At 72.9% G+C, this 25,060-nt stretch carries 26 protein-coding genes; 15 read left to right on the top strand and 11 right to left on the bottom strand.

Annotated elements, in window-relative coordinates:
* Positions 1-1,575, bottom strand: coding sequence for an MFS transporter (locus OG937_40790; GenBank protein ID WUD77600.1), 1,575 nt, complete (start codon positions 1,573-1,575; stop codon positions 1-3).
* Between the two features lie 139 nt (positions 1,576-1,714).
* Between OG937_40790 and OG937_40785 the strand changes: the two genes are divergently transcribed.
* Together OG937_40785 and OG937_40780 are read left to right on the top strand one after the other, a co-directional pair.
* Positions 1,715-2,293 (top strand): dihydrofolate reductase family protein, encoded by a 579-nt coding sequence (locus OG937_40785; GenBank protein WUD77599.1) that lies wholly within the window; start codon positions 1,715-1,717, stop codon positions 2,291-2,293.
* Between the two features lie 59 nt (positions 2,294-2,352).
* The gene (locus tag OG937_40780) at positions 2,353-3,381 is read left to right on the top strand and encodes an MsnO8 family LLM class oxidoreductase (protein WUD77598.1); all 1,029 of its coding nucleotides are present in this window, start codon (positions 2,353-2,355) and stop codon (positions 3,379-3,381) included.
* 206 nt (positions 3,382-3,587) lie between these two features.
* On the opposite strand, the gene OG937_40775 is transcribed toward OG937_40780, so the two are convergent.
* Positions 3,588-3,785 (bottom strand): hypothetical protein, encoded by a 198-nt coding sequence (locus OG937_40775; GenBank protein ID WUD77597.1) that lies wholly within the window; start codon positions 3,783-3,785, stop codon positions 3,588-3,590.
* 142 nt (positions 3,786-3,927) lie between these two features.
* Between OG937_40775 and OG937_40770 the strand changes: the two genes are divergently transcribed.
* On the top strand, positions 3,928-5,070 hold the full coding sequence (locus OG937_40770; GenBank protein WUD77596.1) for a glutathione-independent formaldehyde dehydrogenase: 1,143 nt from the start codon (positions 3,928-3,930) through the stop codon (positions 5,068-5,070).
* Between the two features lie 32 nt (positions 5,071-5,102).
* On the opposite strand, the gene OG937_40765 is transcribed toward OG937_40770, so the two are convergent.
* The 3 genes from OG937_40765 to OG937_40755 form a co-directional block, all read right to left on the bottom strand.
* The gene (locus OG937_40765) at positions 5,103-5,342 is read right to left on the bottom strand and encodes a hypothetical protein (protein ID WUD77595.1); all 240 of its coding nucleotides are present in this window, start codon (positions 5,340-5,342) and stop codon (positions 5,103-5,105) included.
* 109 nt (positions 5,343-5,451) lie between these two features.
* Positions 5,452-5,691, bottom strand: coding sequence for a DUF397 domain-containing protein (locus OG937_40760; GenBank protein WUD77594.1), 240 nt, complete (start codon positions 5,689-5,691; stop codon positions 5,452-5,454).
* Positions 5,692-5,696: 5 nt separating this feature from the next.
* Positions 5,697-6,560 carry a helix-turn-helix transcriptional regulator gene (locus OG937_40755; GenBank protein ID WUD79035.1) on the bottom strand — a complete coding sequence of 288 codons (864 nt, stop codon included), beginning with the start codon at positions 6,558-6,560 and terminating at the stop codon, positions 5,697-5,699.
* 125 nt (positions 6,561-6,685) lie between these two features.
* On the opposite strand from OG937_40755, the gene OG937_40750 reads away from it, so the two are divergent.
* Positions 6,686-7,120, top strand: a complete 435-nt coding sequence (locus tag OG937_40750; protein ID WUD77593.1) for an ATP-binding protein — start codon at positions 6,686-6,688, stop codon at positions 7,118-7,120.
* 290 nt (positions 7,121-7,410) lie between these two features.
* Positions 7,411-7,581, top strand: a complete 171-nt coding sequence (locus OG937_40745) for a hypothetical protein (GenBank protein WUD77592.1) — start codon at positions 7,411-7,413, stop codon at positions 7,579-7,581.
* A 94-nt stretch (positions 7,582-7,675) separates the two neighbouring features.
* Here OG937_40745 and OG937_40740 read toward each other — a convergent pair whose 3' ends face one another.
* Genes OG937_40740 through OG937_40730 form a run of 3 tightly spaced genes read right to left on the bottom strand, consistent with a single transcriptional unit; the run spans position 7,676 to position 8,964 of the window.
* On the bottom strand, positions 7,676-8,071 hold the full coding sequence (locus OG937_40740) for a (2Fe-2S) ferredoxin domain-containing protein (protein ID WUD77591.1): 396 nt from the start codon (positions 8,069-8,071) through the stop codon (positions 7,676-7,678).
* Entirely contained in the window at positions 8,068-8,454 is a 387-nt protein-coding gene (locus OG937_40735) for a PPOX class F420-dependent oxidoreductase (GenBank protein WUD77590.1), read from the bottom strand. The genes OG937_40740 and OG937_40735 overlap by 4 nt, the downstream gene beginning before the upstream one ends.
* Before the next feature lie 9 nt (positions 8,455-8,463).
* Complete coding sequence (locus OG937_40730) at positions 8,464-8,964, bottom strand: GNAT family N-acetyltransferase (GenBank protein WUD77589.1); 501 nt, start codon at positions 8,962-8,964, stop codon at positions 8,464-8,466.
* A gap of 72 nt (positions 8,965-9,036) precedes the next feature.
* Between OG937_40730 and OG937_40725 the strand changes: the two genes are divergently transcribed.
* The 7 genes from OG937_40725 (at position 9,037) to OG937_40695 (ending at position 18,583) form a co-directional block, all read left to right on the top strand.
* A complete protein-coding gene (locus OG937_40725; protein WUD77588.1) occupies positions 9,037-9,840 on the top strand; it encodes an exodeoxyribonuclease III in 804 nt (267 codons plus the stop codon).
* A gap of 111 nt (positions 9,841-9,951) precedes the next feature.
* Positions 9,952-10,998 carry a barstar family protein gene (locus OG937_40720; GenBank protein ID WUD77587.1) on the top strand — a complete coding sequence of 349 codons (1,047 nt, stop codon included), beginning with the start codon at positions 9,952-9,954 and terminating at the stop codon, positions 10,996-10,998.
* Positions 10,999-11,091: 93 nt separating this feature from the next.
* Complete coding sequence (locus tag OG937_40715; protein WUD77586.1) at positions 11,092-11,718, top strand: GntR family transcriptional regulator; 627 nt, start codon at positions 11,092-11,094, stop codon at positions 11,716-11,718.
* A gap of 148 nt (positions 11,719-11,866) precedes the next feature.
* Positions 11,867-14,542, top strand: a complete 2,676-nt coding sequence (gene aceE / locus OG937_40710) for a pyruvate dehydrogenase (acetyl-transferring), homodimeric type (GenBank protein ID WUD77585.1) — start codon at positions 11,867-11,869, stop codon at positions 14,540-14,542.
* A gap of 127 nt (positions 14,543-14,669) precedes the next feature.
* Positions 14,670-15,149, top strand: coding sequence for a MarR family transcriptional regulator (locus tag OG937_40705; protein ID WUD77584.1), 480 nt, complete (start codon positions 14,670-14,672; stop codon positions 15,147-15,149).
* Between the two features lie 32 nt (positions 15,150-15,181).
* Positions 15,182-16,918: an MFS transporter gene (locus OG937_40700; protein ID WUD77583.1), complete on the top strand. Its 1,737-nt coding sequence runs from the start codon at positions 15,182-15,184 to the stop codon at positions 16,916-16,918.
* Between the two features lie 138 nt (positions 16,919-17,056).
* Entirely contained in the window at positions 17,057-18,583 is a 1,527-nt protein-coding gene (locus OG937_40695; protein WUD79034.1) for a glutamate synthase subunit beta, read from the top strand.
* Here OG937_40695 and OG937_40690 read toward each other — a convergent pair.
* From OG937_40690 to OG937_40680, 3 genes are all read right to left on the bottom strand, one after another.
* The gene (locus OG937_40690; GenBank protein ID WUD77582.1) at positions 18,552-19,589 is read right to left on the bottom strand and encodes a Gfo/Idh/MocA family oxidoreductase; all 1,038 of its coding nucleotides are present in this window, start codon (positions 19,587-19,589) and stop codon (positions 18,552-18,554) included. The genes OG937_40695 and OG937_40690 overlap by 32 nt on opposite strands.
* Positions 19,590-19,822: 233 nt before the next feature.
* Positions 19,823-20,461: a DsbA family protein gene (locus OG937_40685; GenBank protein WUD77581.1), complete on the bottom strand. Its 639-nt coding sequence runs from the start codon at positions 20,459-20,461 to the stop codon at positions 19,823-19,825.
* 67 nt (positions 20,462-20,528) lie between these two features.
* Positions 20,529-21,383: an oxidoreductase gene (locus tag OG937_40680; protein WUD77580.1), complete on the bottom strand. Its 855-nt coding sequence runs from the start codon at positions 21,381-21,383 to the stop codon at positions 20,529-20,531.
* A gap of 143 nt (positions 21,384-21,526) precedes the next feature.
* Here OG937_40680 and OG937_40675 point away from each other — a divergent pair, with 143 nt between their 5' ends.
* From OG937_40675 to OG937_40665, 3 genes are all read left to right on the top strand, one after another.
* Positions 21,527-22,105, top strand: a complete 579-nt coding sequence (locus tag OG937_40675) for an XRE family transcriptional regulator (GenBank protein ID WUD77579.1) — start codon at positions 21,527-21,529, stop codon at positions 22,103-22,105.
* A complete protein-coding gene (locus tag OG937_40670) occupies positions 22,102-22,680 on the top strand; it encodes a GNAT family N-acetyltransferase (protein WUD77578.1) in 579 nt (192 codons plus the stop codon). The genes OG937_40675 and OG937_40670 overlap by 4 nt, the downstream gene beginning before the upstream one ends.
* Positions 22,681-22,884: 204 nt before the next feature.
* Positions 22,885-25,041 (top strand): acyltransferase, encoded by a 2,157-nt coding sequence (locus tag OG937_40665; GenBank protein ID WUD77577.1) that lies wholly within the window; start codon positions 22,885-22,887, stop codon positions 25,039-25,041.
* Positions 25,042-25,060 lie beyond the last annotated feature (19 nt).

The following is a 25,060-nucleotide window of genomic DNA, read 5'->3' as shown; positions in this document are numbered from 1 at the left end:
TCACCCGGCCGGGGGGCTGTCCTTGCGCATGTCGGGCCCGCCGCCGGTCACCGTCCCGCATGCGGACTCCTCGCCGCTCTGCAGGGGCGGAGCGCCGATGGCGCAGTAGTGCTTGCACGCCGGAGCCGGCTTGGCCGGCTCCTCGGGGGTCTCGCGGAGCACGTCGGAGCGGATGCCGAACCAGGCGAGGAGCGAGCCCACCACGAGCATCCCGGCGCAGATCGTGACGGCGACCCGGAACCCGTGGCCGAAGGCGGCCGGGTCCTCGTAGTCGTCGCCGGAGAGCCCGGCCATGAGCGGCAGGGCGGCCACCGCGAGGAGGCCCGCCGCACGGGCCACGGCGTTGTTCACCCCGGACGCGGTGCCCGCGAGCCGTACCTCGGCGGCGCCCAGGACGGTGGCGGTGAGCGGGGCGACCGTGGTCGCCAGGCCCAGGGCGAAGACGCACACCGCGGGCAGGACGTCGGCGACGTACGAGGTGTCCGCGCCGATCCGCAGCATCAGCAGCAGGCCGACGGCGGAGATCGCCGGCCCGACCGTCATGGGGATCCGCGGCCCGATGCGCTCGGCGAGCCGGCCCGCGCGCTCGGACAGCGCCAGCATGATGACGGTGATGGGCAGCAGCGCCGTCCCGGAGGCCAGGGGGGAGTACCCGGCCTCGGTCTGCAGCTCGAGCACCAGGAAGAAGAACAGGCCGCCGAGCGCCGCGTAGACCGCGAAGGTGACCAGGTTCGCGGCGGTGAACTGGCGGTTCGAGAAGAGCCTCGGCGGCAGCATCGGGTGCGGGCTGCGCCGCTCGGTCACCACGAACCCGGCGAACGCGGCCAGGCCCGCCACGCCGGAGACGCAGACGGCGGCGATGTCCGGGTGGCTTCCGCCCGCGGAGATCAGGGCGTAGGTGACCCCGGCGAGGCCGACCGCACCGAGCACGGCACCCGCGACGTCGAAGCCGCCGGTGACGCTCTCGTCGCGGCTCTCCGGGACGTGCCGGGATGCGACCGCGATGACCAGGACGGCCAGCGGGAGGTTGATGAAGAACACCCAGCGCCAGCTGACGGCGTCGACCAGCCAGCCGCCGAGCAGCGGCCCCAGCGCCCCCGCGATGCCGCCCAGGCCCGACCACACGCCGATCGCTCGGGCCCGGTCCTGGGACGCGAAGGACGCCTGGATCAGGGCCAGCGACCCGGGGGTGAGCAGCGCCCCGCCGACACCCTGCAGGGCGCGGGCGGCGATCAGCACCTCGATGCTGGGGGCGATGCCGCACAGCAGGGAGGCCAGCGCGAACCAGACCGTGCCGATCATGAAGACCTTGCGCCGCCCGAAGCGGTCGCCGAGCGAGCCGCCCAGCAGGATGAGCGCGGCGAGGGTCAGGGTGTAGGCGTTGATCGTCCACTGGAGGCCGGCGAGCGTGGCGCCGAGCTCCTTGCCGATCGTCGGGAGGGCGACGTTGACGACGGTGCCGTCGAGGAGGGTCATGCCCGAGCCCAGGACCACCGCCGCGAGGACCCATCGCCCGCTCGCCCCGCCCAGCGTCAGCGTCCCGGCCCGGTCCGTCGCGCCCGCGGCTTCCGTCATCCCAGCCTCCGCCATCCCCCGCCGTCCCCCGCGGGTCGTCACCGAATCTACTCCGGGGGCCGGGGTATCGCGTGGCGGTGGGATCCGTCCACGGACTACCTTGGCCCCGGTCGACGATCATCGCGTACCGGGGGGAAGCATGCGCAGGCTGACGTATTTCGTGGCGTCCACGATCGACGGTTTCGTGGCCGGGCCGGAGGGCGAGTACGACTTCCTCGCGGCCGTGGGCGACCACATGGAGACGGTCCTCGCCGAGTACCCGGAGACCCTGCCGGCGCAGGCCCGCGGCCCGCTGGGCATCGCCGACGCGCCGAACCGGCGGTTCGACACGGTGCTGATGGGCCGGGCCACCTACGAGGTGGGGCTGCCCTTCGGGCTGACCAGTCCCTATCCGCACCTGCGGCAGTACGTGGTGTCCGGGAGCATGACGGCGAGCCCGGACCCCGCGGTGGAGCTGGTCTCCGGTGATCCGCTGGAGTTCGTGCGCGGGCTGAAGCGGCGGGACGGGGCGGGCATCTGGCTGTGCGGGGGCGGCCGGCTGGCGGCCTCGCTGCGCCCGGAGATCGACGAGCTGGTCGTCAAGCTCAACCCCGTGGTCGCGGGCGCCGGTGTCCCGCTGTTCGCGGGCGGTTTCGCCCCGCAGGCGTACGACGTGACCGAGGTGCGGACGCACAAGAGCGGCGTGCTGATGGTGACGTACGCCCGCCGGGAGGACTGAGCGGCGTCCGGGGCGCCGCCACCCGGGAATCCCGCGCCGCGGTGGGCGTTGGACCAAAGGTGATCGCACCGCAGCTCCCCCCGATTCCGTTCTCGATCCTCGACCGCTCCCCCGTCCGCGAGGGCGCCGAGCCCGCGCAGGCGTTGCGGGACACGGTGTGGCTGGCAAGGCACGCCGAGGAACTGGGCTACCGGCGCTTCTGGGTGTCGGAGCACCACGGGGTGCCGGGCGTGGCGGGGTCCTCGCCGGCGGTGCTGGCCGCGGCGGTCGCCGCAGCCACGTCCCGGATCCGGGTGGGCACGGGCGGGGTCATGCTGCCCAACCACCGGCCGCTGGTGGTGGCGGAGCAGTTCGGGGTGCTGGAGTCGCTGTTCCCCGGGCGGATCGACATGGGGCTGGGGCGGTCGGTGGGCTTCACGGACGGAGTGCGCCGGGCGCTGGGACGCGACGCCCACGCCGCCGGGGACTTCGAGGAACTGCTGACGGAGCTGCTCGGTTACTTCACCGGCACGGCGGGCCCCGGCGCGGTGCACGCGCGGCCGCCGGAGGGGATGCGCGTCCCGGCGTTCGTGCTCGCCACGAGCGCGGGAGCGGCCACGGCGGCGGCCTTCGGGCTGCCCCTGGTGATCGCGGCGGTGCGGGGCGAGGAGCGCATGCGGGAGGCGATCGAGGACTACCGCGCGGCGTTCCGGCCCTCGGCGTGGGCGGCGCGGCCGTACGTCGTGGTGTCGACGACCGTGTCCGTCGCGGAGACGACGGAGGCCGCGCGGCGGCTGCTGGTGTCGGAGGCCTGGTCGCTGGCGCACTCACGTACGCACGGCGAATTCCCGCCGCTGGCGCCGCCGGACGAGGTGCTGACGAGGCCCATGACGGCGCGCGAGCGCGACGTGTTCGAGGGGACGCTGTCGGGGGGCGTCCACGGCACCGAGGACGAGGTGACGGCCGCGCTGTCGGGCCTGGTCGGACGTACCGGGGCGGACGAGGTACTGGTCACCACGGCCGGCTACGACCGGTCGGCGCTGCTGGACTCCCACCGCCGTCTGGCGCGGCTCGCGGGGCTGGGCGCACAGGCCGTGGCGGCGCGCTGACCGGTGGCCGGAAGGTGCCTGTGGTGATCGCCGCCGTCACGGCAGCCGAGGGAAGCGCCCGCGCCCCCAACTCGGCATCCACGGGCCGGTCATGGTCCGCGATCACGCCGACTTCCATGGCCCGCTGGGAGAGTTGCCGCTACCGGCTGGGCAACTCGTCCCGGTGCGACGGCTGCCGAAGCGGCGTCACGGCCACGGGAGGGACGTCAGGCGGTGGGGCCCTCGTACACGTCGTCGTTGCGGCCCTCGGCGAACTCCCACCACGACAGCGGCAGCCAGTCGCCGTCCACGAAGGCGTCGACGGCGGAGCCCCGTCCGCTGATGGCCACGCGCGTGCCCACCGGGTACACCGTGCCGGACAGGCCGGGCACGGGGACGAGCAGCGTTCCTGAGCGGTGGGCCATTCTTCCCGCCTTTCCTCGCGGTCAATCACAATTCGCCATATTCCACGTGAAGAATAGCTGGCTTGTCTCGCACTGCCCAAGGGGGGAGCATGAGAAATAGGTCACGTAAGCCGCGAATCAGACACCAATCGGAGGTGTCCACGTGAAGGCCGTCGTCTACAAAGGACCGTTCGAAGTAGCCGTCGAGGAAGTCGACAATCCACGCCTGCAGCACCCCAACGACGTGATCGTCAGGGTGACGTCGACCGCGATCTGCGGCTCCGACCTGCACATGTACGAGGGCCGGACCGCCGCGGAGCCCGGCATCGTGTTCGGCCACGAGAACCTGGGGATCATCGACCAGGCCGGCGAGGGTGTCACCACCCTCAAGCAGGGCGACCGCGTGGTCATGCCCTTCAACGTCGCCTGCGGATTCTGCAAGAACTGCTCGGCGGGTTTCACCGGCTACTGCCTGACGGTCAATCCGGGGTTCGCCGGAGGCGCTTACGGCTATGTGGCCATGGGCCCCTGGCCGGGCGGTCAGGCGGAATACGTGCGCGTACCGTACGCGGACTTCAACTGTCTGAAACTGCCGGAGGGCACCGCCAACGAGTCGGACTTCGTGCTCCTCGCCGACATCTTCCCGACCGGGTACCACGGCTGTGAGCTCGCCCAGGTCTCCCCCGGCGAGAGCGTCTCGGTGTACGGCGGCGGCCCGGTCGGGCTGATGGCCGCGTACTCGGCGATGCTGCGCGGGGCGGCCAAGGTGTTCGTCGTGGACCGCGTGCCGGAGCGGCTGCAGAAGGCCGAGGAGATCGGCGCGGTCCCGATCGACTTCACCAAGGGCAGTCCGGTGGACCAGATCAAGGAGCACACGAAGGGCGAGGGCACCGACAAGGGCGTCGACGCGGTCGGCTACCAGGCCCAGGCCGGCGGCGCGGGCCGCGAGGAGCCCGCGGCGGTGCTGAACTCTCTGATCGACACCGTGCGCCCCACCGGTGCGCTGGGCATCCCCGGCCTGTACGTGCCGTCCGACCCGGGCGGCCCGGACGAGCAGGCCAAGAGCGGCCGGCTGCTGGTCGCCATCGGCCGGCTCTTCGAGAAGGGCCTGCGGCTGGGCACCGGGCAGTGCAACGTCAAGCGCTACAACCGGCAGCTGCGCGACATGATCATCGAGGGCCGCGCCCGCCCGAGCTTCGTGGTCTCCCACGAGCTGCCCCTGACGGACGCCCCGTCGGCCTACGAGAAGTTCGACAAGCGCATCGAGGGCTACACCAAGGTCGTCCTCCACCCGGGTCAGGGCTGATCCGGCCTGCAAGCGCGGCGCCCGGGGTCCGGTCAGCAGCTCTCCGGGCCCTGGGCGTCGTAGGGCCCGGAGGGGCTGACCTCCTCCAGGGTGTACGTGTACAGGTCGAACTCCACCAACCCGTCCGCATGCGTGGTGACCCGCGGCGGGCGGGTCCCCGGATACCGGGAGGCGATGACGTCGGCGACCCTGTGGGCGGTCGCCGCGTCGGCAGCGGCGATGCGCACGTAGGCCACTCCCGGTTCGTACAGCGGTCCGAGTTGTCCGGTCATGCTGCTCCCCTTGTCCCTTCCGTCCGGCGGATTACCGCTGGAGACAGCCCGTTGGTCGTCGCGGTTGCCCGCGCGGGCCGGGTTCACTCGAAGATGTCAATGCGGGGGCTCAGGACAGCAGGAAGTCGGCCTTCCCGTCCTTGGCGCCCTGGATGAACATCCTGATCTCGTGGTCGGTGTAGATGAGGGCCGGCCCGTCGGGGTCGGTGGACTGCCGCAGCGCGACCCTGCCGTCGGCCAGTTTCATGGCCTCCACGCAACTTCCCCCGTTGCCGCCGCTCCACGGCTTGTGCCAGCCCTCGGTACCGAGGTCGACGGCGCGCATGCCGTTGTATATGCGGTCGTCCATGTGTGTCAGATCTCCTTGCGGATGCCATCGAGGATGGCTGCGGTGCTGTGTGCCGGCGCGGCTTGCGCGCACATCCGGTCGAGGGCCTCGAGGAACGCCGAGACGTCGTCCACGTCGTCCAGGTAGGCGGCGCCCACCAGGCTCTCGGTGAACACGACGTCCGGCAGTTCGCGGATCTGGAACCGGAAGATGTGGAAAGGCCCGTACATCGCCGGGTGCGGCCCGGCGTCGAATGGCATGATCTGCAGTCTCACCTGCGGCAACTCGCATGCCTCGGCCAGCCGGTCCAGCTGGGCGCGCATGACGCCGGGACTGCCGATGGGGCGGCGCAGCACGGTCTCGTCCATCACCACCCACAGCAGTGGGGCCTCGGGCCGGGCGATCAGCGCCTGCCGTTCCCGGCGGAGCGCGACCAGGCGCTCGAGTTCCTCCGTGGAGGCGCCCGGGCGGCCGGCCCTCAGCACGGCGCGGGCGTAGTCCTCGGTCTGCAGCAGGCCGGGGACGTAGTGCGGCTCGTAGGCGCGGATGATGGCCGCCTCGCCCTCGAGGCTGACGAAGGCGCTGAACCAGGACGGCAGGACGTCACGGTAACGGTGCCACCAGCCGGGGCGGTTGCCCTGCCGGGCGAGGTCGATGAAGGTCGCCGCCTCGACGGCGTCGACGCCGTACAGCGCCAGCAGCTTCTCCACGTACGGGATGCGCAGGCCGACCTCGGCCTTCTCCATCCGGCGCACGGTGGCATGGGTGACGTCCAGCTCGCGCGCGGCCTGTTCGTACGAGCAACCCGCCTTCTCCCGCAGGTCGTGGAGGCGTTTGCCGAGGATCACGCGGAGGACGGTCGGCGCCCCGCTCGCCTTCGCCTCACCCACGTCGCAACTCACGCATGGCAGCAGTGTGCCATGTCAGGAATGGAACCCACACCCTGATACTGGCGATTGTGCAATTTGCAGAATGACCCTTGCCTTCTGTGCAAGCAGTGGCCATAGTTGCGTGTGTGCTCTTTGCCATCAGCGCCCGGGACACCTTCCGGCTCCGACTGCCGGCGCAGGCCTCGTCGGTCGGCGTCGCGCGGCGCCAGGTGCGTTCCGCGCTGAGCGGATGGGGCCTGGAGGAGCTGGGCGACGACGCCGGCCTCGTGGTGAGCGAACTCTTCACCAACGCGGTCGTGCACAGCGGCAGCGACCACGTCGCGTGCCTGCTCTGGACGGCGGGCGGCAAGCTGCACATCGAGGTCGTCGACGAAGGGCGCGGGACCGCGGGTCCCCAGGCGCGCGCGGCCGCCGACGGCGACGAGAACGGTCGCGGGCTCGCCCTCGTCGCCCATTTGGCCGAAGGCTGGGGCGTACGCCCGCCGGCGCACGGCACCGGTCGCGCGGTGTGGGCGACCCTCTCCTGCGCCCGTCCCGGGGCGGTCCGGCGCAGCGGTTGAACACCGGGTGACGACCGCTCGGCGTCCGCGGGAAGAGTGGCCGTCGCCGCGGCGCGCCGAATTGGGATGGTGGCACCCCGCGTCCGGGCATAGGCTTCTCCCGACGGAAAGGCCCTCGGGGGAGCACCGACACCCCCTGCCTCCGCCCCGGGAGGAACCGCCCACCGCGGTCCCCGCCCGGTTCCGCAACCGGCGCCACCGCGTCCGCTCAGCCATCAGCCCGACCGGGCGGTCGGCGTCCGGCAGCGGCCGGGCCGGCGTCCGGCTCACCCGACACGAAGGAGTGCGCGGTGACACCCGAGAAGTCAAAGCGGAACCAGCTCCCCAAGGAGCCTGACGATCAACCCGCGCAACAGCGGGAGGTGCGGAACCTGGACGTCTGGGCCAGGTCGGCACCGATCCGACTGGCCGGCTACGAGGACGATCTGAACGAACCGCACATCCTGCGGAGCATCGACTGACCCTCCGGCACGGCCGGTTCACGGGCCGTACGGGCAACGAAGCCCGTACGGCCCCTGCCGTGTCCCGGGTCTCGCGGCGGCGTTTTCGGCCCGCTCAGCCCGCCGCGTCCACGGCGCCCACGGCGCGGCCGCCCGGCGGTTCGATGGCGTAGAGGTCCAGGACGTCGGGCGGTACGGCGCGGCCCGGTCCCCCGGCGCGCACCCACGCGACGATGTCGTCGAGGGCACCGGGATCGTTGACCAGGCCGAGCCAGACCGGCCGGCCGCCGGCCGCGCGCCCCTCCGGCGAGGGCTGCACGACGACGACGTTGGCCTGTTCGCACACGTCGAGGCACTCGGTGACGCGTACCCGGCAGACGCCGGCGAGTTCCCGCCGGAGCAGGTCGAGTTGCACGTCGTGGTCGACGCCGGGGACCTTCTCCGTACCGCAGCAGCAGTCGCGGCAGACGCTCACCGTGCAGGCGCCCTGCCGCGGCACACCACCGCTCACGTGAGGGTGATCCGCACGCCCACCGTGCCCTCGCGGCCGCGGCGCAGCCGACTGCCGAACAGAGTCAGCCTGCCGAGCAGACCGTACTTGCGGGCGACCAGGGAACGGTAGCGCTCGGTCTCCTGCGGTCCGAGGATCTCGGCGCGCGCGGGCACCTGCTCCCCGGTGGGGTTGCCGCGTACGTCGCAGGGGCCGACCAGCACGTCGGCGCGGTTGCGGATCCGCTTGACCTTGCCGGAGTCCGCCGCGGTCCAGGCGCCGACCGCCTCACCGTCGCCGACCACCCAGACCGGGGTGGCAACGCTACGGCCGTCCCGCCGGTAGGTGGTCACCAGTAGGTACTTGCCCGCCGCGAGCCGGGCGGACGCGCTGTCCTCGATCATGGACCAAGGCTACGCGGGAACGGCCTCCTCGGCCGGTGCCCGGAGCGTTTTGCCCAGGCACACGCTGAGCGGACTGTCCTTGTAGTGGCCGAACTTGGTCACCGGCGTGTAGCCGCAGGAAGCGTAGAGGGCGATCGCCTCCGGCTGCATCCGCCCCGTCTCCAGCACCATCCGGGTGCGGCCCGCCGCGGCGGCGCCGGTCTCCAGCGCGGCGAGCATCCGGCGTGCGAAGCCCCGGCCCCGGGCCTGCGGCACCACGTACATGCGCTTGACCTCGGCGTCGCCGTCCTCGAAGCCCTCCGGGGAGGCGTCCTGACCGCGCCAGCCCCCGGTCGCCACGGGGGCGCCGTCGAGGTAGCCGACCATGAACTCGCCCTGCGGGCCGTCGAAGTGGTCGGGGTCCATCGCCGTCTCGTCGGGGCCGCCGTACCGCACGACGTACTCCTGCTGCACCTGCTCGGTCAGCACCACGGCGTCGGGGTGGTCGTAGCGCGTCTTCCGGATCTCCACTCGCACATCGTACGGGTGTGCGGCCTACGCCCCGGTACGGGCACCCTCCGGCGGGCCGGTATCGTCCCCGTCATGCTCACCGTGACCACCGTGAACGTGAACGGGCTGCGCGCCGCGGCCAAGAAGGGCTTCCTCCCCTGGCTGGAGGCGACCACGGCCGACGTGGTGTGCCTGCAGGAGGTCCGCGCCGAGGCCGCGCAGCTGCCCGAGGAGGTCCGTGCCCCCGAGGGCTGGCACGTGCTCCACGCCCCGGCGGCCGCGAAGGGCCGGGCCGGGGTGTCCCTCTACTCGCGGCAGGAACCGTCCGCGAGCCGGATCGGGTTCGGCTCGGAGGAGTTCGACGGCTCCGGCCGCTACGCGGAGGTCGACCTGCCCGGCGTGACGGTCGCCAGCCTCTACCTCCCCTCGGGCGAGGTCGGCACGGAGCGGCAGGAGGAGAAGGAGCGCTTCATGGCGGCGTTCCTGGAGCACATGGTCAAGCTGCGGGAGAAGGCCGCCGCCGCCGGCCGCGAGGTGCTGATCTGCGGTGACTGGAACATCGCGCACACCGAGCGCGACCTGAGGAACTGGCGGGCCAACCAGAAGAACGCCGGCTTCCTCCCCGAGGAGCGGGCGTGGCTCTCCCGCGTCTACGACGAGGCCGGGTACACCGACGTCGTGCGCCACCTCACCCCGGAGGGCGAGGGCCCGTACACGTGGTGGTCCTACCGCGGCCGCGCCTTCGACAACGACAGCGGCTGGCGCATCGACCTCCACGTCGCGACCCGCGGCCTGGCGGCCCGGGCGGCGCAGACCCGGGTCGAGCGCGCGGACACCCACCCCGAGCGCTGGTCCGACCACGCGCCGGTGACGGTCGCCTACGATCTCGGCCGGTAGATCCTCCGGGGGCAGAAGGAACATGCGGCGGCACTGGCCGCGGGACGTCGAGCGCGCGGACCGTCCGGGCTTCGCCCTGGTCCGGTCCGCGGACGACCTGCTGTGGGGCGTGTGCGCGCGGGTGTCGGGGCTGCTCGTGGACCCGTACCGGCGCTCGACGTCCTGGACGGGCCGGGCACCGGATTCCTCGGTGACCTCTGGCTGAGCCCGCGGGACTGCGGGCGGCACGCCGCGCCGGATCCGTTCGACCACCCGCACGCGCCGTGGCGGCTGGAGGACGCGCGGATCACGGGTCACCGCCATCGCCCCGGCGCGCCCGCCGCGTGGGACGTGTTCCTGGACGCCGTCGACGGGTGGCCCGAACCGCCCGGCGAACCCTGCCTCGCGGCGGGGCTGCTGATCCACGACGGACACCGGGTCCTCGGCGTCTGCCGGGACGCCTCGGACGTCGTCCCGCCGGACGGTGAGCCGTCCCGGACGCCGCTGCGGCTGCTCGGCTGCGCGCCCGGCGCGGAGCTGCGGGCCGCCCTCGAAACCGGCACCCGCCGCTCCCTGCGCCTGGACGAGGCCAGGCTGGAGGTCCTCGGCGGCAGGGGCGAGGCCGTCCTGGACCGGTACGTGACCGCCGGGATCGCCGGGTGGCGGCCGTCGGCACTCGGCCTCGGGCTCGTCGACGTCGATCTCACCGACGGCGTGCGGGAGCCCTTCCCGGCTCGTGCCTGGGCGCTGTGGGACCGGTGGCTCGCCGGGCCCCCGGCGGAGTCCGGTACCTGGTCCGGGTATGCCACCCGTGAGCGGTCGTTGTGGCTGGGCCTCGTCCGGGACCGCGGCTGCACGGGCCCGCGTCCGGCGCGGCCCGCCGGGCTCGTGTACGACCTGGACGGCCGGTACGTCACCGACGAGCCCGGCCTCTACCTCGCGCTGGGTGAGGCGATGAACGGTCCGGGCGGCTACCTCGGCTGCAATGCGGACGCCCTGGCCGACTGCCTCCGCGGCGGCTTCGGGGTCACCACCCCGTGCACCCTGGTGTGGCGGGATTCCGCGGTCGCCCGGCGGGCGCTGGGCGTGACGCTGGACTCCCGCGGGGAGCCGGACAGCCGCTTCGGCGCAGTCCTGGAGGTGCTGGCCGAGGGCGGCGTGGAAGTCGCCCTCGCCTGAGGGCGCGGCGGCACCCGGTGCCGCCGTACGGGACCGCCGGAGGGCGCCGTCGCCGTATCGTCTAGTCAGCTGCCCTTTTCCGGAGGAGTCCCCATGGCGCCGCCCGTCGTCCGCTCTCTGCGCGAGCAGATCCGCGAGTTCATCGTGGACGGCATCGTCAGCGGGCGGTGGAAGCCCGGGGAGCGGATCGTCGAGCGGGGCATCGCCACCGAGCTGGAGGTCAGCCAGACGCCCGTGCGGGAGGCGCTGCGGGAGCTGGAGGTCATGCGGCTCATCGAGTCCGCCCCGAACAAGGGGGTGCGGGTGCGCCGGCTGACCGCCGGGGACCTGGAGGAGATCTACCCGGTGCGGGCGGGCCTGGAGCAGATCGCCGCGGAGCTGGCGGCGCCGCGCCTGCGGCACGACCTGTCGGCGCTGGAGGCCGAGGTCGCGCTGCTGCACGAGGCGGACGAGGAGGGCGACGCCGGGGCTCAGGTGCGGCACACCGTGGCGTTCCACCGCGAGCTGGTGCGCGCCTCCGGCAACAGCGTGCTGCTGCACACCTGGGAGTCGCTGGGCATCGAGGTGTGGACGGCGCTGTCGATCCGCTGGCTGGGCACCCGGCAGCGGCTGTACGCCGAGGAGCACCAGGCGGTGGTGGAGGCCTTCCGCAGGGACGATCCGCGGGTCGGCGAGCTGGTCAAGGAGCATGTGCTGGGCTGTGCCCCGCAGGGCGGCTGACGCCGGCCCGGAACACCCCCGCCCGGACCATCGGAGCTCCCCCTTTGTGACCCTCATCACAAGGTATTTGATCGATCATCGATCAGTCTTACTCTGTGAGACACGGGGACACCCCTGCCCGCACGGAACCAACTGGGAGGCGTTCACCATGACCGACGCCACGCTGAGCGCGCTCGATCACCTGCCGGACCCGGACCCGGAAGAGACCGGCGAATGGGCCGCCTCACTCGACGCGGTCACCCACGCCGCCGGCCCTGATCGCGCGGCGTACCTGATGCGCCGTACCTTCGACCACGCGCAGGCGTCCGGTCTCGCGGTGCCGTCGCTGCTGGAGACCGAGCACATCAACACCATCCCGACCGCCGCGGAGCCCGAGCTCCCCGGTGACCTGGAGATGGAGCGGCGCATCGCCGGATGGAACCGCTGGAACGCCGCCGCCATGGTGACCCGCGGCAGCCGCCTGGGCCTGGGCGGCCACATCGCCACCTTCGCCTCCGCGGCCTGGCTGTACGAGACCGGCTTCAACCACTTCTTCCGCGGCAAGGAGGGCGACGGCTCCGGCGACCAGCTGTACGTCCAGGGCCACGCCTCCCCCGGCATCTACGCCCGCGCTTTCCTCGACGGCCGGCTGACCGAGCGGCAGCTGGACAACTTCCGCCAGGAGGCCGGCGGCGACGGCCTGCCGTCCTACCCGCACCCGCGGCGGCTGCCCTGGCTGTGGGAGTTCCCGACCGTGTCGATGGGCCTCGGCCCGCTCGCCGCGATCCAGCAGGCGCGCTTCAACCGCTACCTGACCCACCGCGGCATCAAGGACACCTCCGGCTCGCACGTGTGGGCCTTCCTCGGCGACGGCGAGATGGACGAACCCGAGTCGACCGCCGCCCTCGGCCTCGCCGGCCGTGAGGGGCTGGACAACCTCACCTTCGTGATCAACTGCAACCTGCAGCGCCTCGACGGGCCGGTCCGCGCCAACTTCAAGATCGTCCAGGAGCTGGAGGCGAAGTTCCGTGCCGCCGGCTGGAACGTCGTCAAGTCGCTGTGGGGCTCCGCCTGGGACGAGCTGTTCGCCCTCGACACCACGGGCGCGCTCGTGCGGCGGCTGCGCGAGGTACCGGACGGGCAGTTCCAGACCTACGCCACCCGCGACGCCGCGTACATCCGCGAGCACTTCTTCGGCGCCGACCCGGCCCTGGCCGAGATGGCGAAGCTGCTGACGGACGCCAAGATCGCCGAGTGCTTCCACACCTCCCGCGGCGGCCACGAGCCGCGCAAGGTGTACGCCGCCTACCGCGCGGCCACCACGCACAAGGGCGCGCCGACCGTGATCCTCGCGCAGACCGTCAAGGGCTGGACGCTGGGTCGCGGTTTCGAGTCGCGCAACGCCAACCACCAGATGAAGAAGCTCACCCTCCCCGAGTTCCGCGCCATGCGCGACCTGCTCGAACTGCCCATCGCGGACAGCACGCTCGCCGGGGACCTGGTGCCGTACGCCCACCCGGGCGCCGACTCCCCCGAGGTGCGCTACCTGCAGGAGCGCCGCGCCGAGCTCGGCGGCCCCGCCCCGGCCCGCCGGGTGCACCCGGTGGCGCTCCCCGAGCCGTCCGCGAAGCCCTTCGAGGCCCTGGCCAAGGGCTCCGGCAGCCAGGAGATCGCGACCACGATGGCCCTGGTCCGGCTGATGAAGGACCTCATGCGGGAGAAGGAGAGCGGACGCCGCTGGGTGCCGATCGTCCCCGACGAGGCGCGCACCTTCGGCATGGAGTCGCTCTTCCCGAGCGCGGGCATCTACTCGCCGCTCGGCCAGACCTACGACCCGGTCGACCGCGACATGCTCCTGTACTACCGGGAGGCGGAGAACGGGCAGATCCTCAACGAGGGCATCACCGAGGCCGGTTCGATGGCCTCCTTCACCGCCGCGGCGACCTCGTACGCCACGCACGGCGAGCCGATGATCCCGCTGTACATCTTCTACTCGATGTTCGGCTGGCAGCGGACCGCCGACCAGATGTGGGCCCTCGCCGACCAGCTCGGCCGCGGCTTCCTGGTCGGGGCGACCGCGGGCCGCACGACGATGACGGGTGAGGGCCTGCAGCACGCCGACGGCCACTCGCACCTGATCGCGTCCACCAACCCGGCGGCGGTCTCGTACGACCCGGCCTTCGCCTACGAGGTCGGCGTCATCGTCCGCGAAGGCCTGCGCCGCATGTTCGGCCCGGACGCGGAGGACGTCTTCTACTACCTGACGGTCTACAACGAGCCCAAGATCCAGCCGGCCATGCCCACGGAGCCGGGCGTCGAGGAAGGCATCGTCAAGGGCCTGTACCGATTCCGCACCGCCGACACCGCCGGGCTGTCCGCCGACGCGCCGCGGCTGCAGCTGATGGCCTCCGGCACGGCGATCCACTGGGCCCTGGAGGCGCAGCAGCTGCTGGCCGCGGAGTGGGGCGTGGCGGCGGACGTGTGGTCGGCGACCTCCTGGAGCGAGCTGCGGCGCGGTGGTCTGGCGTACGACGCGGCCCGGCTGCGCGGCGAGGACGCCCCGCTCCCCCATGTGGCCCGTGTCCTGGAGGGCGCGCCGGGCCCGGTGCTGGCGGTGAGCGACTGGATGCGCGGGGTGCCGGACCAGATCAGCCAGTGGGTGCCGCAGGAGTGGCACTCGATCGGCACCGACGGCTTCGGCCTGTCGGACACGCGCGATGCGGCGCGCCGCCACTTCGGTGTGGACCCGCAGTCGGTGGTCGTCGCCGCGCTGGCCGCGCTCGCCAGGCGCGGCGAGGTCAAGCGGGAGACCGTGCAGGAGGCCCGGGAACGTTACGGGCTCTGAGCTCCCCGCTCCGCCCCGGGCGGGGGCATGAGGGCCGGGCACGCCGTCACAGGCGTGCCCGGCCCTCTTCCGTGTCCGCCCCCTCCGCCCCCTCCCCAGATACATAAGGCAGTGATATAAATTCCTTATGCATCTTCCCGACGACGACCTGGACCACCGCCACGCCGTCGACGTGGCGCGGGCCCTGGAGCGGCTGTACCGCATGCTGCGCAGGCTCAGCCAGCCGAGCGAGCTGTCGCTGACCACCGTGGCGACGCTGTCCACGCTGGAGCAGTCCGGCCCGCTCCGGCTGACCGAGCTGGCGACCCTGGAGGGCGTCACGCAGCCGGCGATGACCCAGGTCGTGTCACGACTGGCGGAGGCGGGACTGGCCGGTCGCGCGGCGGACCCCGCGGACGGGCGCGTGGTGCTCGTCCACATCACCGACGCCGGCCGGGAGGCCATCGCCCGGCGTCGCGCCGTGCGCGCCGAGCGGCTCGGGGAGTTGCTGGAACAGCTGAGCCCGTCCGAGCGGGCGGCCCTGGTGGCCGCGCTGCCGGCCGTGGAGGCACTGACCCGGCTGGGGCCGCCCCCGGCCTCGTCGAGCCTCGCCCAGCGGAGCAGTTGATCAGGCATCGGTTTCTACGTCGGAGCACCTTCATGACCGCGCATGCGCAATCGTCCCGTTCCGTGAATCCGTTCAAACAGCCGAAGGCCGTGTTCGCGGTCGCCTTCGCCTGTGTGGTCTCGTTCATGGGGATCGGCCTGGTCGACCCCATCCTGCCCGCGATATCGCAGCAACTGGACGCCACTCCGAGCCAGGTGACGCTGCTGTTCACCAGCTACCTGGTGGTGACCGCGGTCGCCATGCTCATCACCAACTGGGTCTCCAGCCGGATCGGCGCCAAGCGGACGCTGATCGCGGGCCTCGCCCTGATCGTGGTGTTCGCCGCACTGGCCGGCACCTCGGGGAGCATCGGCGGCATCGTCGGCTACCGGGCGGGCTGGGGCATCGGCAACGCGTTGTTCATCGCCACCTCCCTGGCGGTGATCGTGGCCTCCGCGAGCGGCGGCTTCGTGGGCGCGATCATCCTCTACGAGACGGCACTGGGCGTCGGCATCGCGGTGGGCCCGCTGCTCGGCGGCCTGCTGGGCAACGTGAGCTGGCGCGGCCCGTTCTACGGAGTCGCCGTCCTGATGGCCATCGCGCTGGTCGCCACCGTCGTCCTCGTGGAGCCGATCCCGTTGCCGGCCCGCAAGACCGGGCTGAGCGAGCCGCTGCGCGCGCTGCGCCACCGCGGCCTGCTGACGATGTCGCTCACGGCCCTCTGCTACAACTGGGCCTTCTTCACCGTGCTCGGCTACGCGCCCTTCCCGATGGGGCTCGGCGCGGTCCAGCTCGGCCTGGTCTTCACCGGCTGGGGCGCCCTCGTCGCGGTCTTCGCCGTCTTCGGGGCGCCGCGGCTGCAGGCCCGGCTGGGCATCGCGCGGACGCTGTACGCCAACCTCGCGCTGTTCGCCCTCACCGTGCTGGCCATCGCGATCTGGACCGACGACCGGACCGTGCTGATCGTCTGCGTGATCGTCGCCGGCGTCTTCATCGGCGTGAACAACACGGTCACCACCCAGGCCGTCATGACCGTCGCGCCCGTCGACCGCGCCGTCGCCTCCGCCGCGTACGGCTTCGTCCGCTTCATCGGCGGCGGTCTGGCGCCGTTCGCCGCGGGCAAGCTGGTCGAGGCCTTCGGGATCCACGTGCCGTTCTACATCGGCGCCGGGGCGCTCGTGCTGGGCATCGTGATCCTCTCCACGGCCCACGGGCTGCTCACGGAGGCCGAGAAGGTCCAGGCCGAACAGGTCGACGCCGCCCCGGAGCCCATCCCCGGGGCCGATGCCGCCCCCTCGCTGGTGCCGGTCGAGCACGAGGCCGCCGCGCACGACGACGCCGGCCGCGGCGCCATCGTCGCCGCCGTGGACGGTTCCCCGCACGCCGAGCGGGTCACCGCGGCCGCCGGCCGCCTCGCGACGATCAACGGCCGTACGGTGCACGTCGTCCACGTCGAGGAGGCCGCGGTCGCGGGTGACGCGGCCGCCGACGCGGAGGACCTGGAGTCCGCCCGGATCGCCGTCCGCAAGCACCTGGACCGGCTCGCCGCCCTCGGCATCCCGGCCGTCGGTCACGTGCTGCGGAACGCCACCGGCCACGGGGAGGTGGGCCGTATGGTCGCGGAGCACGCGGAGCGCACCGGGGCCCGCGCCATCGTCGTCGGGGCGCCCGCCCACGGCGGGCTGTCCGCGCTGCTGGACGCCGGCGCCGGACAGGCCCTGATGCGGTACGCGACCTGCGACGTCGTACTGATCAACCCGCGTTCGGCGGAGCTGGAGGCCGCGGCCTGATCCCACGGCGGAAGATCACGGTGGCCGCGCCATCGAAATACCGACAAACCCGACGTATGGTGGCCTGACGGTGCCATGTGCCGGGGGACGCGGTCACCGTGCCTCCCCATGATCGTGACGGCGGCGCCGGAGGCGGCCATGGCCGATCCCAAGGGCTTTCTCACCACCCCTCGCCGCACCCCCGCGCGGCGCCCCGTCTGCGAGCGCGTCGAGGACTGGCAGGAGGTCTACACCGGCCAGGGCCTGCTGCCGATCATCTCCGCGCAGGCCGGCCGCTGCATGGACTGCGGCATCCCGTTCTGCCACGACGCCTGCCCGCTGGGGAACATGATCCCCGACTGGAACGACCTGGTGTACCGCGAGGACTGGGCCGCCGCCGCGGAACGGCTGCACGCCACCAACAACTTCCCCGAGTTCACCGGTCGGCTGTGCCCGGCGCCCTGCGAGAGCGCCTGCGTCCTGACCATCAACGCCGACCCCGTCACGATCAAGAACGTCGAGGTCGCCATCGCCGATCGCGCGTGGGAGGACGGCCTCGCCCTCCCCCGTCCCCCCGAGCGGCACTCCGGCCTCACCGTCGCGGTGGTCGGCTCGGGGCCCGCCGGACTCGCCGCTGCCCAGCAGCTCACCCGGGTCGGCCACACGGTGACGGTCTACGAACGGGCGGACCGGCTCGGCGGCCTCCTGCGCTACGGCATACCGGAGTTCAAGATGGAGAAGCACCATCTGGACCGGCGCCTGGCGCAGATGCGCGCCGAGGGCACCCTCTTCCGCACCGAGGTCGAAGTGGGTGCCGACCTCGACGCGGAACGGGTCGTCGCCGAGCACGACGCGGTGCTCCTGGCGGTGGGCGCAACGGCATGGCGCGAGCTGCCGGTGCCCGGACGGGAACTGGCGGGCATCCACCAGGCGATGGAGTACCTGCCGCTGGCGAACCGCGTGCAGGAGGGCGACCTGACCGAGTCACCGGTCAGCGCCGAGGGCAAGGACGTCGTCATCGTCGGCGGCGGCGACACCGGCGCCGACTGCCTGGGCACCGTGCTCCGGCAGCACGCGGCCTCCGTCGTGCAGCTCGACATCAACCCCCTGCCGGGCGAGTACCGCCCCGAGCAGGAGCCGTGGCCGGTGTACCCGCACGTCTACCGGGTCTCCCCCGCCCACGAGGAGGCGCGTGAACTGGCCCGGCGCGGCGTCTGGGACCCGGCGGAGCACGGCGGTGTGCCGCTGCCCGGCCCGGAGGGCGACATCCGGGTGTTCTCCGCCTCGACCTTCCGCTTCGAGGGCGACGACGAAGGGCACGTACGGTCGCTGCACCTGGTCGGGGTGGAGCCGCGGCACCGCCGCCCGCAGCACGGCACCGAGCGCGTCATCCCCGCCCAGCTGGTGCTGCTGGCGCTGGGGTTCTCGGGGGCCGAACGCGACTGCGGGCTGGTGAACCAGCTCGGCCTGGAACTCGACCGGCGCGGCCACGTCGTCCGCGACGCCTGCTTCGCCACCGGGGTGGAGAAGGTCTTCGTCGCGGGCGACGCGGGCCGCGGTCAGTCGCTGATCGTCTGGGCGATCGCCGAGGGCCGGTCGGCCGCGGCGGCGGTCGACCGGTGGCTCACCGGCAGCACGTGCCTGCTGGCACCGATCACGCCGACGACCCGGCCGCTGGTGGCGTGACGGCGGCGGAACGCGGGCGCGGCTCGAAGCCCGCGGCGCGGTAGCAGGCGTCGATCATGCGCATCGACTCCACGGCGTCGTCGGCGTCCGTGGGCAGCGGGGCGCCGTCGCGCAGGGTCGCCGCGAACGCCTCCAGCTGGTAGGTGTACGACAGGCGCCTGCCCAGCTCCTCGACCCGCTCGCCGTCCGGCGTACGGACCACGACCCGGTCGTCCTGGTGCGGCAGCACGAAGCACGGCGCGGTGGCCTCGCCGCGGCTGCCGACGATGCGCCAGCTCATCTCCAGCGCCTCGGCGTCCATGTGGCAGCGGGCCGAGGCGGTGGCGCCGCCGGGGTACTCCAGGTCGGCGTCCAGCCATTCGTCGACACCCGGCGCCTTGGCGCGCTCCCCGCCGCGCGCGGCCACCAGGCGCGGGGCGCCGCCGGCCCACGGGGCCAGGGACCCCGCCGCGTGCAGGGAGTAGCAGCCCAGGTCCATCACGGCGCCGCCGGCCAGCGGCAGCGACCAGCGGGGGTCCTCGTCCGCGGGCGCGGGGATGTTGACCACGGCCTCCACGTGCCGCAGCTCGCCGAGCTCACCGGACTCCAGCAGCTCGTGCAGGCGCCGGGTGACCGGGTGGTAGAGGTAGTGGAACGCCTCCATGACGACCACGCCCGCCTTGGCGGCCGCGTCGCGCACCTCGACGGCCTCCTCGAGGTTGCTCGCGGAGGGCTTCTCGCTGAGGACGTGCTTGCCCGCCGCGATGGCGGCCAGGTTCCAGGGGCCGTGGAGACCGTTGGCGAGCGGGTTGTAGACGGCCTCGACCTCGGGGTCGGCGATGACGTCGGCGTACGAGTCCAGCACGCGCTCGACGCCGTGCTCGGCGGCGAAGTCCGCCGCCCGGGAGCGGTCGCGGGCGGCCATGGCGACCAGCCGGTGACCGGTCGTGCGGGCGGGGGCGGCGATGGCGGTCCCGGCGATGCGGGCGGCGCCGAGCACGCCGATGCGCAACGGTTCGGTGGTCATGCGGTGCGTACCTCTTCCATGACTGCGGGTCGGTGGTCCCCGTGGAACAACGTGCAGGCCTCGGCGATACATCCGGCCTCGACCCCGCCGGCGACGCTACACCGCGTAGGCGAACGGCCCGCGACGGCCTCGGGGAAACCGGGCCCGGGGGACCCACGTGCCCGGGGGGCAGCGGCGGGCCCCTGGCCGCCACCGCCACCGCCGTCGCCGCTGTCGCCCGCAGTCGCCGCGCCTCAGTCGAAGACGGGACCGGCGGTGCGGGTGCGCTTCATCTCGTAGAAGTCCGGCATGGAGGCGAGGACGATCGCGGCGTCCCAGAGGCGCCCTGCCTCCTCGCCCTTCGGGGCGGGGCTGACCACCGGGCCGAAGAACGCGGCCCTGCCGGCGTCCTGACCGGGCAGGGCGACGACGGGGCTGCCGACGTCCTCGCCGACCAGGTCGACGGCTTCCTGGTGGGAGGCGCGCACCAAGGCGTCGAAGGTGTCGGTGTCGCCGGCGTCCGCGAGGCTCTCGGGCAAGCCGACGTCGCGCAGCGCGGCCGCGATCGTCGGCTTGGTCCGGGGCTGCTGGTGCAGGTGGAAGCGGGTGCCCATGGCGGTGTACAAGGGCCCCGTCACCTCGGGTCCGTAGGCCTGCGAGGCCGCGGTCAGGACCCGGACCGGCGCCCATGCCAGGCCCATCAGTTCGCGTATGCGCTCCGGCAGTTGGTCGAGACGGTCCTCGTTGAGCACGGCCAGGCTCATCACGCGCCAAGTGACGTCGACCGGCCGGATCCTCTCGACCTCGAGCATCCAGCGCGAGGTCAGCCAGGTCCAGGGACACACGGGGTCAAGCCAAAAGTCGACGGCCGTACGGGGGCGGGATTCGTTCACGGGAGGGTCCAAACTCGGTCGCAGGAACCCTGGCGGAGGGGCCAGGGAGACGTCGGGCTCGCCTTGTTCACCGGTCGGCGGGGAAATCGGTGGATGCCGTGAGGTCGGCCCAGGCGGCGAGGTCCTCGCGGAGCAGCCGCTGCCCCTCTTCGACCAGACGCAGAGCGTCCGTGCCGAGGACGAGGTGGACCGGGGGGTTGTCGGCATCCAGGACCCGCAGCAGCGCCCGGGCGGCACGGGCCGGATCACCGGCCTGGTTGCCGCTCTTGGCCTGCCGGGCGGACCTGATGGGGTCGAACAGCGTGTCGTAGTCGGGGATGCTGCGCGGAACGCGGGTCATCGAGCGGCCCGCCCAGTCGGTGCGGAACGAGCCGAGCGCGAGGGAGGTGACGTGGATGCCGAAGCCGGCGACCTCCTGGGCCAGGGACGCGGCGATGCCCTCCATGGCGAACTTGCTCGCGCCGTAGAACGCGACTCCGGGGAGGGCGGTGAGGCCGGCCATGGACGAGAGCGTCACGATGTGCCCGCCGCGGCGCCGGCGCATGTGGGGCAGGACCGCCTTGATGACGGCGACGCTGCCGAAGACGTTGACCTCGAACTGCCGGCGGAGGTCCGCCATCGTCGACTCCTCGACGGTGCCCTCGAGGCCGTAGCCGGCGTTGCTGATCAGCACGTCGACGGGGCCGATGTTCCGTTCCACCTCGTCGACGAGGGGGACGACGGCCTGTTCGTCCGTCACGTCCAGCAGTCTGGCGATGGCACGACCCGGGGCCAGGGCCTCGAACTCGGCGATCCGCTCCGGTGCGCGGACCGTGCCGACGACCCGGTGACCGACGGTGAGCGCTTCCTGGGCGAAGGCGCGGCCGAGGCCGCCGCTGACACCGGTGATCAGAAACGTCTTGCTCTGGCCCTGAACGCTCATGGTGTTCCTGCTCCGAGGGAGGTGATGGAGACGAAGTAGACGATCGGTCTACTACAAGATAGGCGACCGGTCGGGGTGCGTCAAAGGCGCGGGGCCCATCCACCCCCTTGGCCCTGTCTCGGATCTGGGATACCGTCCCGGATGTGAGAGAACCCGCCCCCACGTCCGTCGAAACCCGCCTCGCCGCGCGTCTCGCCGAGCTGCGCGACGAGCGCGGCTGGTCCCTCGACGACCTCGCGACGCGCACCGGCATCAGCCGCTCGACGCTCTCCCGCCTCGAACGCGCCGAGATCAGCCCCACGGCCGCCCTCCTCGGGCGCCTGTGCACCGCGTACGGACGCACCATGTCCCGGCTGCTCGCCGAGGTCGAGAGCGGCGGCGAGCCCGCGCAGCTCGTACGCGCCGCCGACCAGCGCGTCTGGACCGACACCCCGTCCGGCTTCGAGCGCCGCTCCGTCTCACCCCCGCACCCCGGACTGCGCGCCGAGATCATCGAGGGGGTGCTGCGCCCCGGCGCGGACATCGCCTACGAAGGCCCACCCGTGGCAGGGCTCGAACACCACGTATGGCTGCGCGAGGGCGCCCTCGAGGTCACCGTCCAGGACCGCTCACACCACCTCGCCCCCGGCGACTGCCTCCGCTACCGCCTGTGGGGCACCTCCCGCTTCCGCTGCCCCGGCCCGGACCCCGCCCGCTACGCCGTCGTGGTCGTACTGCCATGAAGGACACCCGCACCCCCGCCCCCGTGCACGCCATCGCCCCGCTCTCCGCCGAAGCCCTGCTGGACTCCGCCGACGACCTCGCCGCCCTCCTCGTGGACGCCGTCGAGGGCGGCGCGTCCCTCGGCTTCGTGACCCCCTTCACCCACGCCGAGGCGGCCGCCTGGTGGCGCAACCGCGCCCACGCCGTCGCGGACGGCGGTCTCACCGTCTGGGCCGCCCGCGACACCGCGGGCGTCACCGGTACCGTCAGCCTCGCCCACGAGGGCAAGCCCAACGGCCGCCACCGCGCCGAGGTCCTCAAGCTCATCGTCCACCGCCGCGCCCGCGGCCACGGCCTCGGCCGCGCCCTCCTCACCGTCGCCGAACGCGCCGCGGCGGCCGCGGGCGCGGCCCTCCTGCTGCTCGACACCGAGACCGACAGCCCCGCAGAACAGCTCTACCGCAGCGCCGGCTGGACCCCGTACGGCACCGTCCCCGCCCACGCCGCGAACCCGGCGGGAGTGCTGCGGCCGACGACCTTCTTCTTCAAGGCGCCGGCGTCCGCACAGGAGGGCACGTCGAGCCACCGGCCGTAGGCCCGCGCGCCTCGCGCGCCGGCGCTGCGAGCGCGGATCCGCCGGTACGCGACCTCGCGGTGAACGGAAGGGCAAGGACGGGCGGGCAGCCGGCGAAGAACGGCCGAACCCGGCCGATCGGACGCAACCCTGCCCGGTCATCGCGCGTCTGGTCAGCGGCGTCGCATGGTTCGGCGCCCATCCGTCAGGACCAGAGGAGACTCCGTGTCACGTGCGTCGTGGCCCGCGGCAACTGCGACGCAGGCACCCCCACCACCGGCGGCGAACCCGGGAGCAGCGGTCCGCCCGGCCGCCGGAGCACCGCTGCGCCTGGACATCCAGGGGCTGCGCGCCCTCGCGGTCTCGCTGGTGGTGCTCTCGCACGCCGGAGTCCGGCGGCTGGCGGGCGGCTACATCGGGGTCGACGTCTTCTTCGTGATCTCGGGCTTCCTCATCACCTCGTTGCTGTTGCGTGAGCTGACCCGGAACGACCGCGTGTCGGTGCGGAAGTTCTACGCCCGCCGGGCGCTGCGGTTGCTCCCCGCGTCGACCCTCGTCGGGGTCGTCACGCTGGGCGGCGCCTGGCTGTACCTGTCGAAGGTCCGCTTCGCGGAGTACGTCGGGGATGCGCTCGGCAGCACCTTCTACGTGGTGAACCTCCGGCTGGCGAACTCCGGCACCAACTACCTCAACGCGGACAGCCCGCCGTCGCCGTTCCAGCACTTCTGGTCACTGGCGGTCGAGGAGCAGTTCTACCTGGTCTGGCCGCTACTGCTCTGGGCGAGCTGGAAACTCGCCCGGCGCCGGACCGGACTGCTGGCGGCGCCGCTCGCGGTGCTGTGCGCGCTCTCCTTCGCCCTGAACGTGTGGGTGACGGGCACCTCGGTGTCCTGGGCGTACTTCGGCTCGCACACCCGCTTCTGGGAACTCGGGGCCGGCGCGCTGCTCGCGCTCTTCGCGGGCCGGCTGGAGCGGTTGCCGGCCCGGGTGGCCGGGCCGCTGAGCTGGGCCGGGCTGGTGTCGCTGCCGGTGGCCGCGGTCTGGTTCGACGACGCCACGCCCTTCCCCGGGCCCTATGCGCTCGCGCCCGTGCTCGGCACCGTGCTGGTGCTGGCGGGCGGCTGTTCCCCCGCGCGGTACGGGGCCGGCGCGCTGTTGTCGCTGCGGCCGGTCACATGGGTCGGCGGCCTGTCGTACGGCTGGTACCTGTGGCACTGGCCGATGCTGGTGATCCTGCCGATGGCGTGGGAGCGGCCGGCGACCGTCGGCTTCGGCCTGGTGTGTGCGGCGATCTCCCTGCTGCTGGCCTGGGGGACGCTGCGTCTGGTCGAGAACCCGGTGCGGTTCCACCACGTCTTCCGCGGGCGTCACGCGCGGGCACTGGGGCTGGGCGCGGGGCTGACGGCGTGCGCCACGGCGGCGGCGCTGGTCGCGACGGCCTTCCCGCCGCCGATCGGTTCGGGCGCGGCGGCCCCGGAGTTGCGGGGCACGCTCACCGGGGTGGCCGACCCGCAGACACGTCTGACCGAGCTGCTGGAGGCGCCCGAACGCAGTCTGCCGGTCAATCTCACGCCCGGAATCACCAAGATCAAGGGGACCTTGTCCGCGGTCTACCGGGACGGCTGCCACATCGGTTACCAGAGCGTGGCGACTCCGTCGTGCGTCTACGGCGACCGGTCCGCGACGAAGACGGTCGTCCTCTTCGGGGACTCGCACGCGGCCCAGTGGTTCCCCGCGCTCGACCGGCTGGCCCGCGAGCGCCACTGGAGACTGGTCTCGCTGACCAAGGCGTCGTGCAAGGTCGCCACGGTCACCACGGTCTACCAGGGCGAGCCGTACACGTCCTGCGACCGGTGGCGCACGAAGGCACTGGCCCGGATCAGGTCCCTGAAGCCCGCGCTGGTGATCGCCTCCTCCTCGGACTCGGCCGACCTGGCCCGGCCGTCCGCCGACCCGCGCCGGCAGTGGACCGACGGTTTCGAGCGGACCTACCGGGAACTGGCGAAGAGCGGCGCCCAGGTGCTGGCCATCGAGGACACCCCCTGGCCGAAGGGGGACGCGGTCGACTGCGCGGGGACCCATCCGCAGGAGCTGGAGCGGTGCGCGTCCGAGATCGGGCAGGCGGTCAAGGATCCCGACAAGAAGCGGGAGATCACCGAAGCGGCGGCGGCCACCGGCGTCTCGGTGGTCGACCCGGCCCCCTGGCTGTGCGGCACCGGCGGCGACTGTCCCGTGGTGGTGGCCGACACCTTCGTCTACCGCGACGACAGCCACCTCACCGAGTCCTACGCCGAGGCCATCGCACCGGTGCTGGACCACGAGATGACCGCCCTCTACGGCACCGACCTGAGCCGGCACCCCGTGCGCCCGACCGGCCTGTAGGCCCTGTCCCCGCTCGGGA

Source organism: Streptomyces sp. NBC_00510 (genome assembly GCA_036013505.1).
In the GTDB taxonomy this organism is placed as follows: Bacteria; Actinomycetota; Actinomycetes; order Streptomycetales; family Streptomycetaceae; genus Actinacidiphila.
This window is presented reverse-complemented; position numbering and strand designations above follow the sequence as displayed.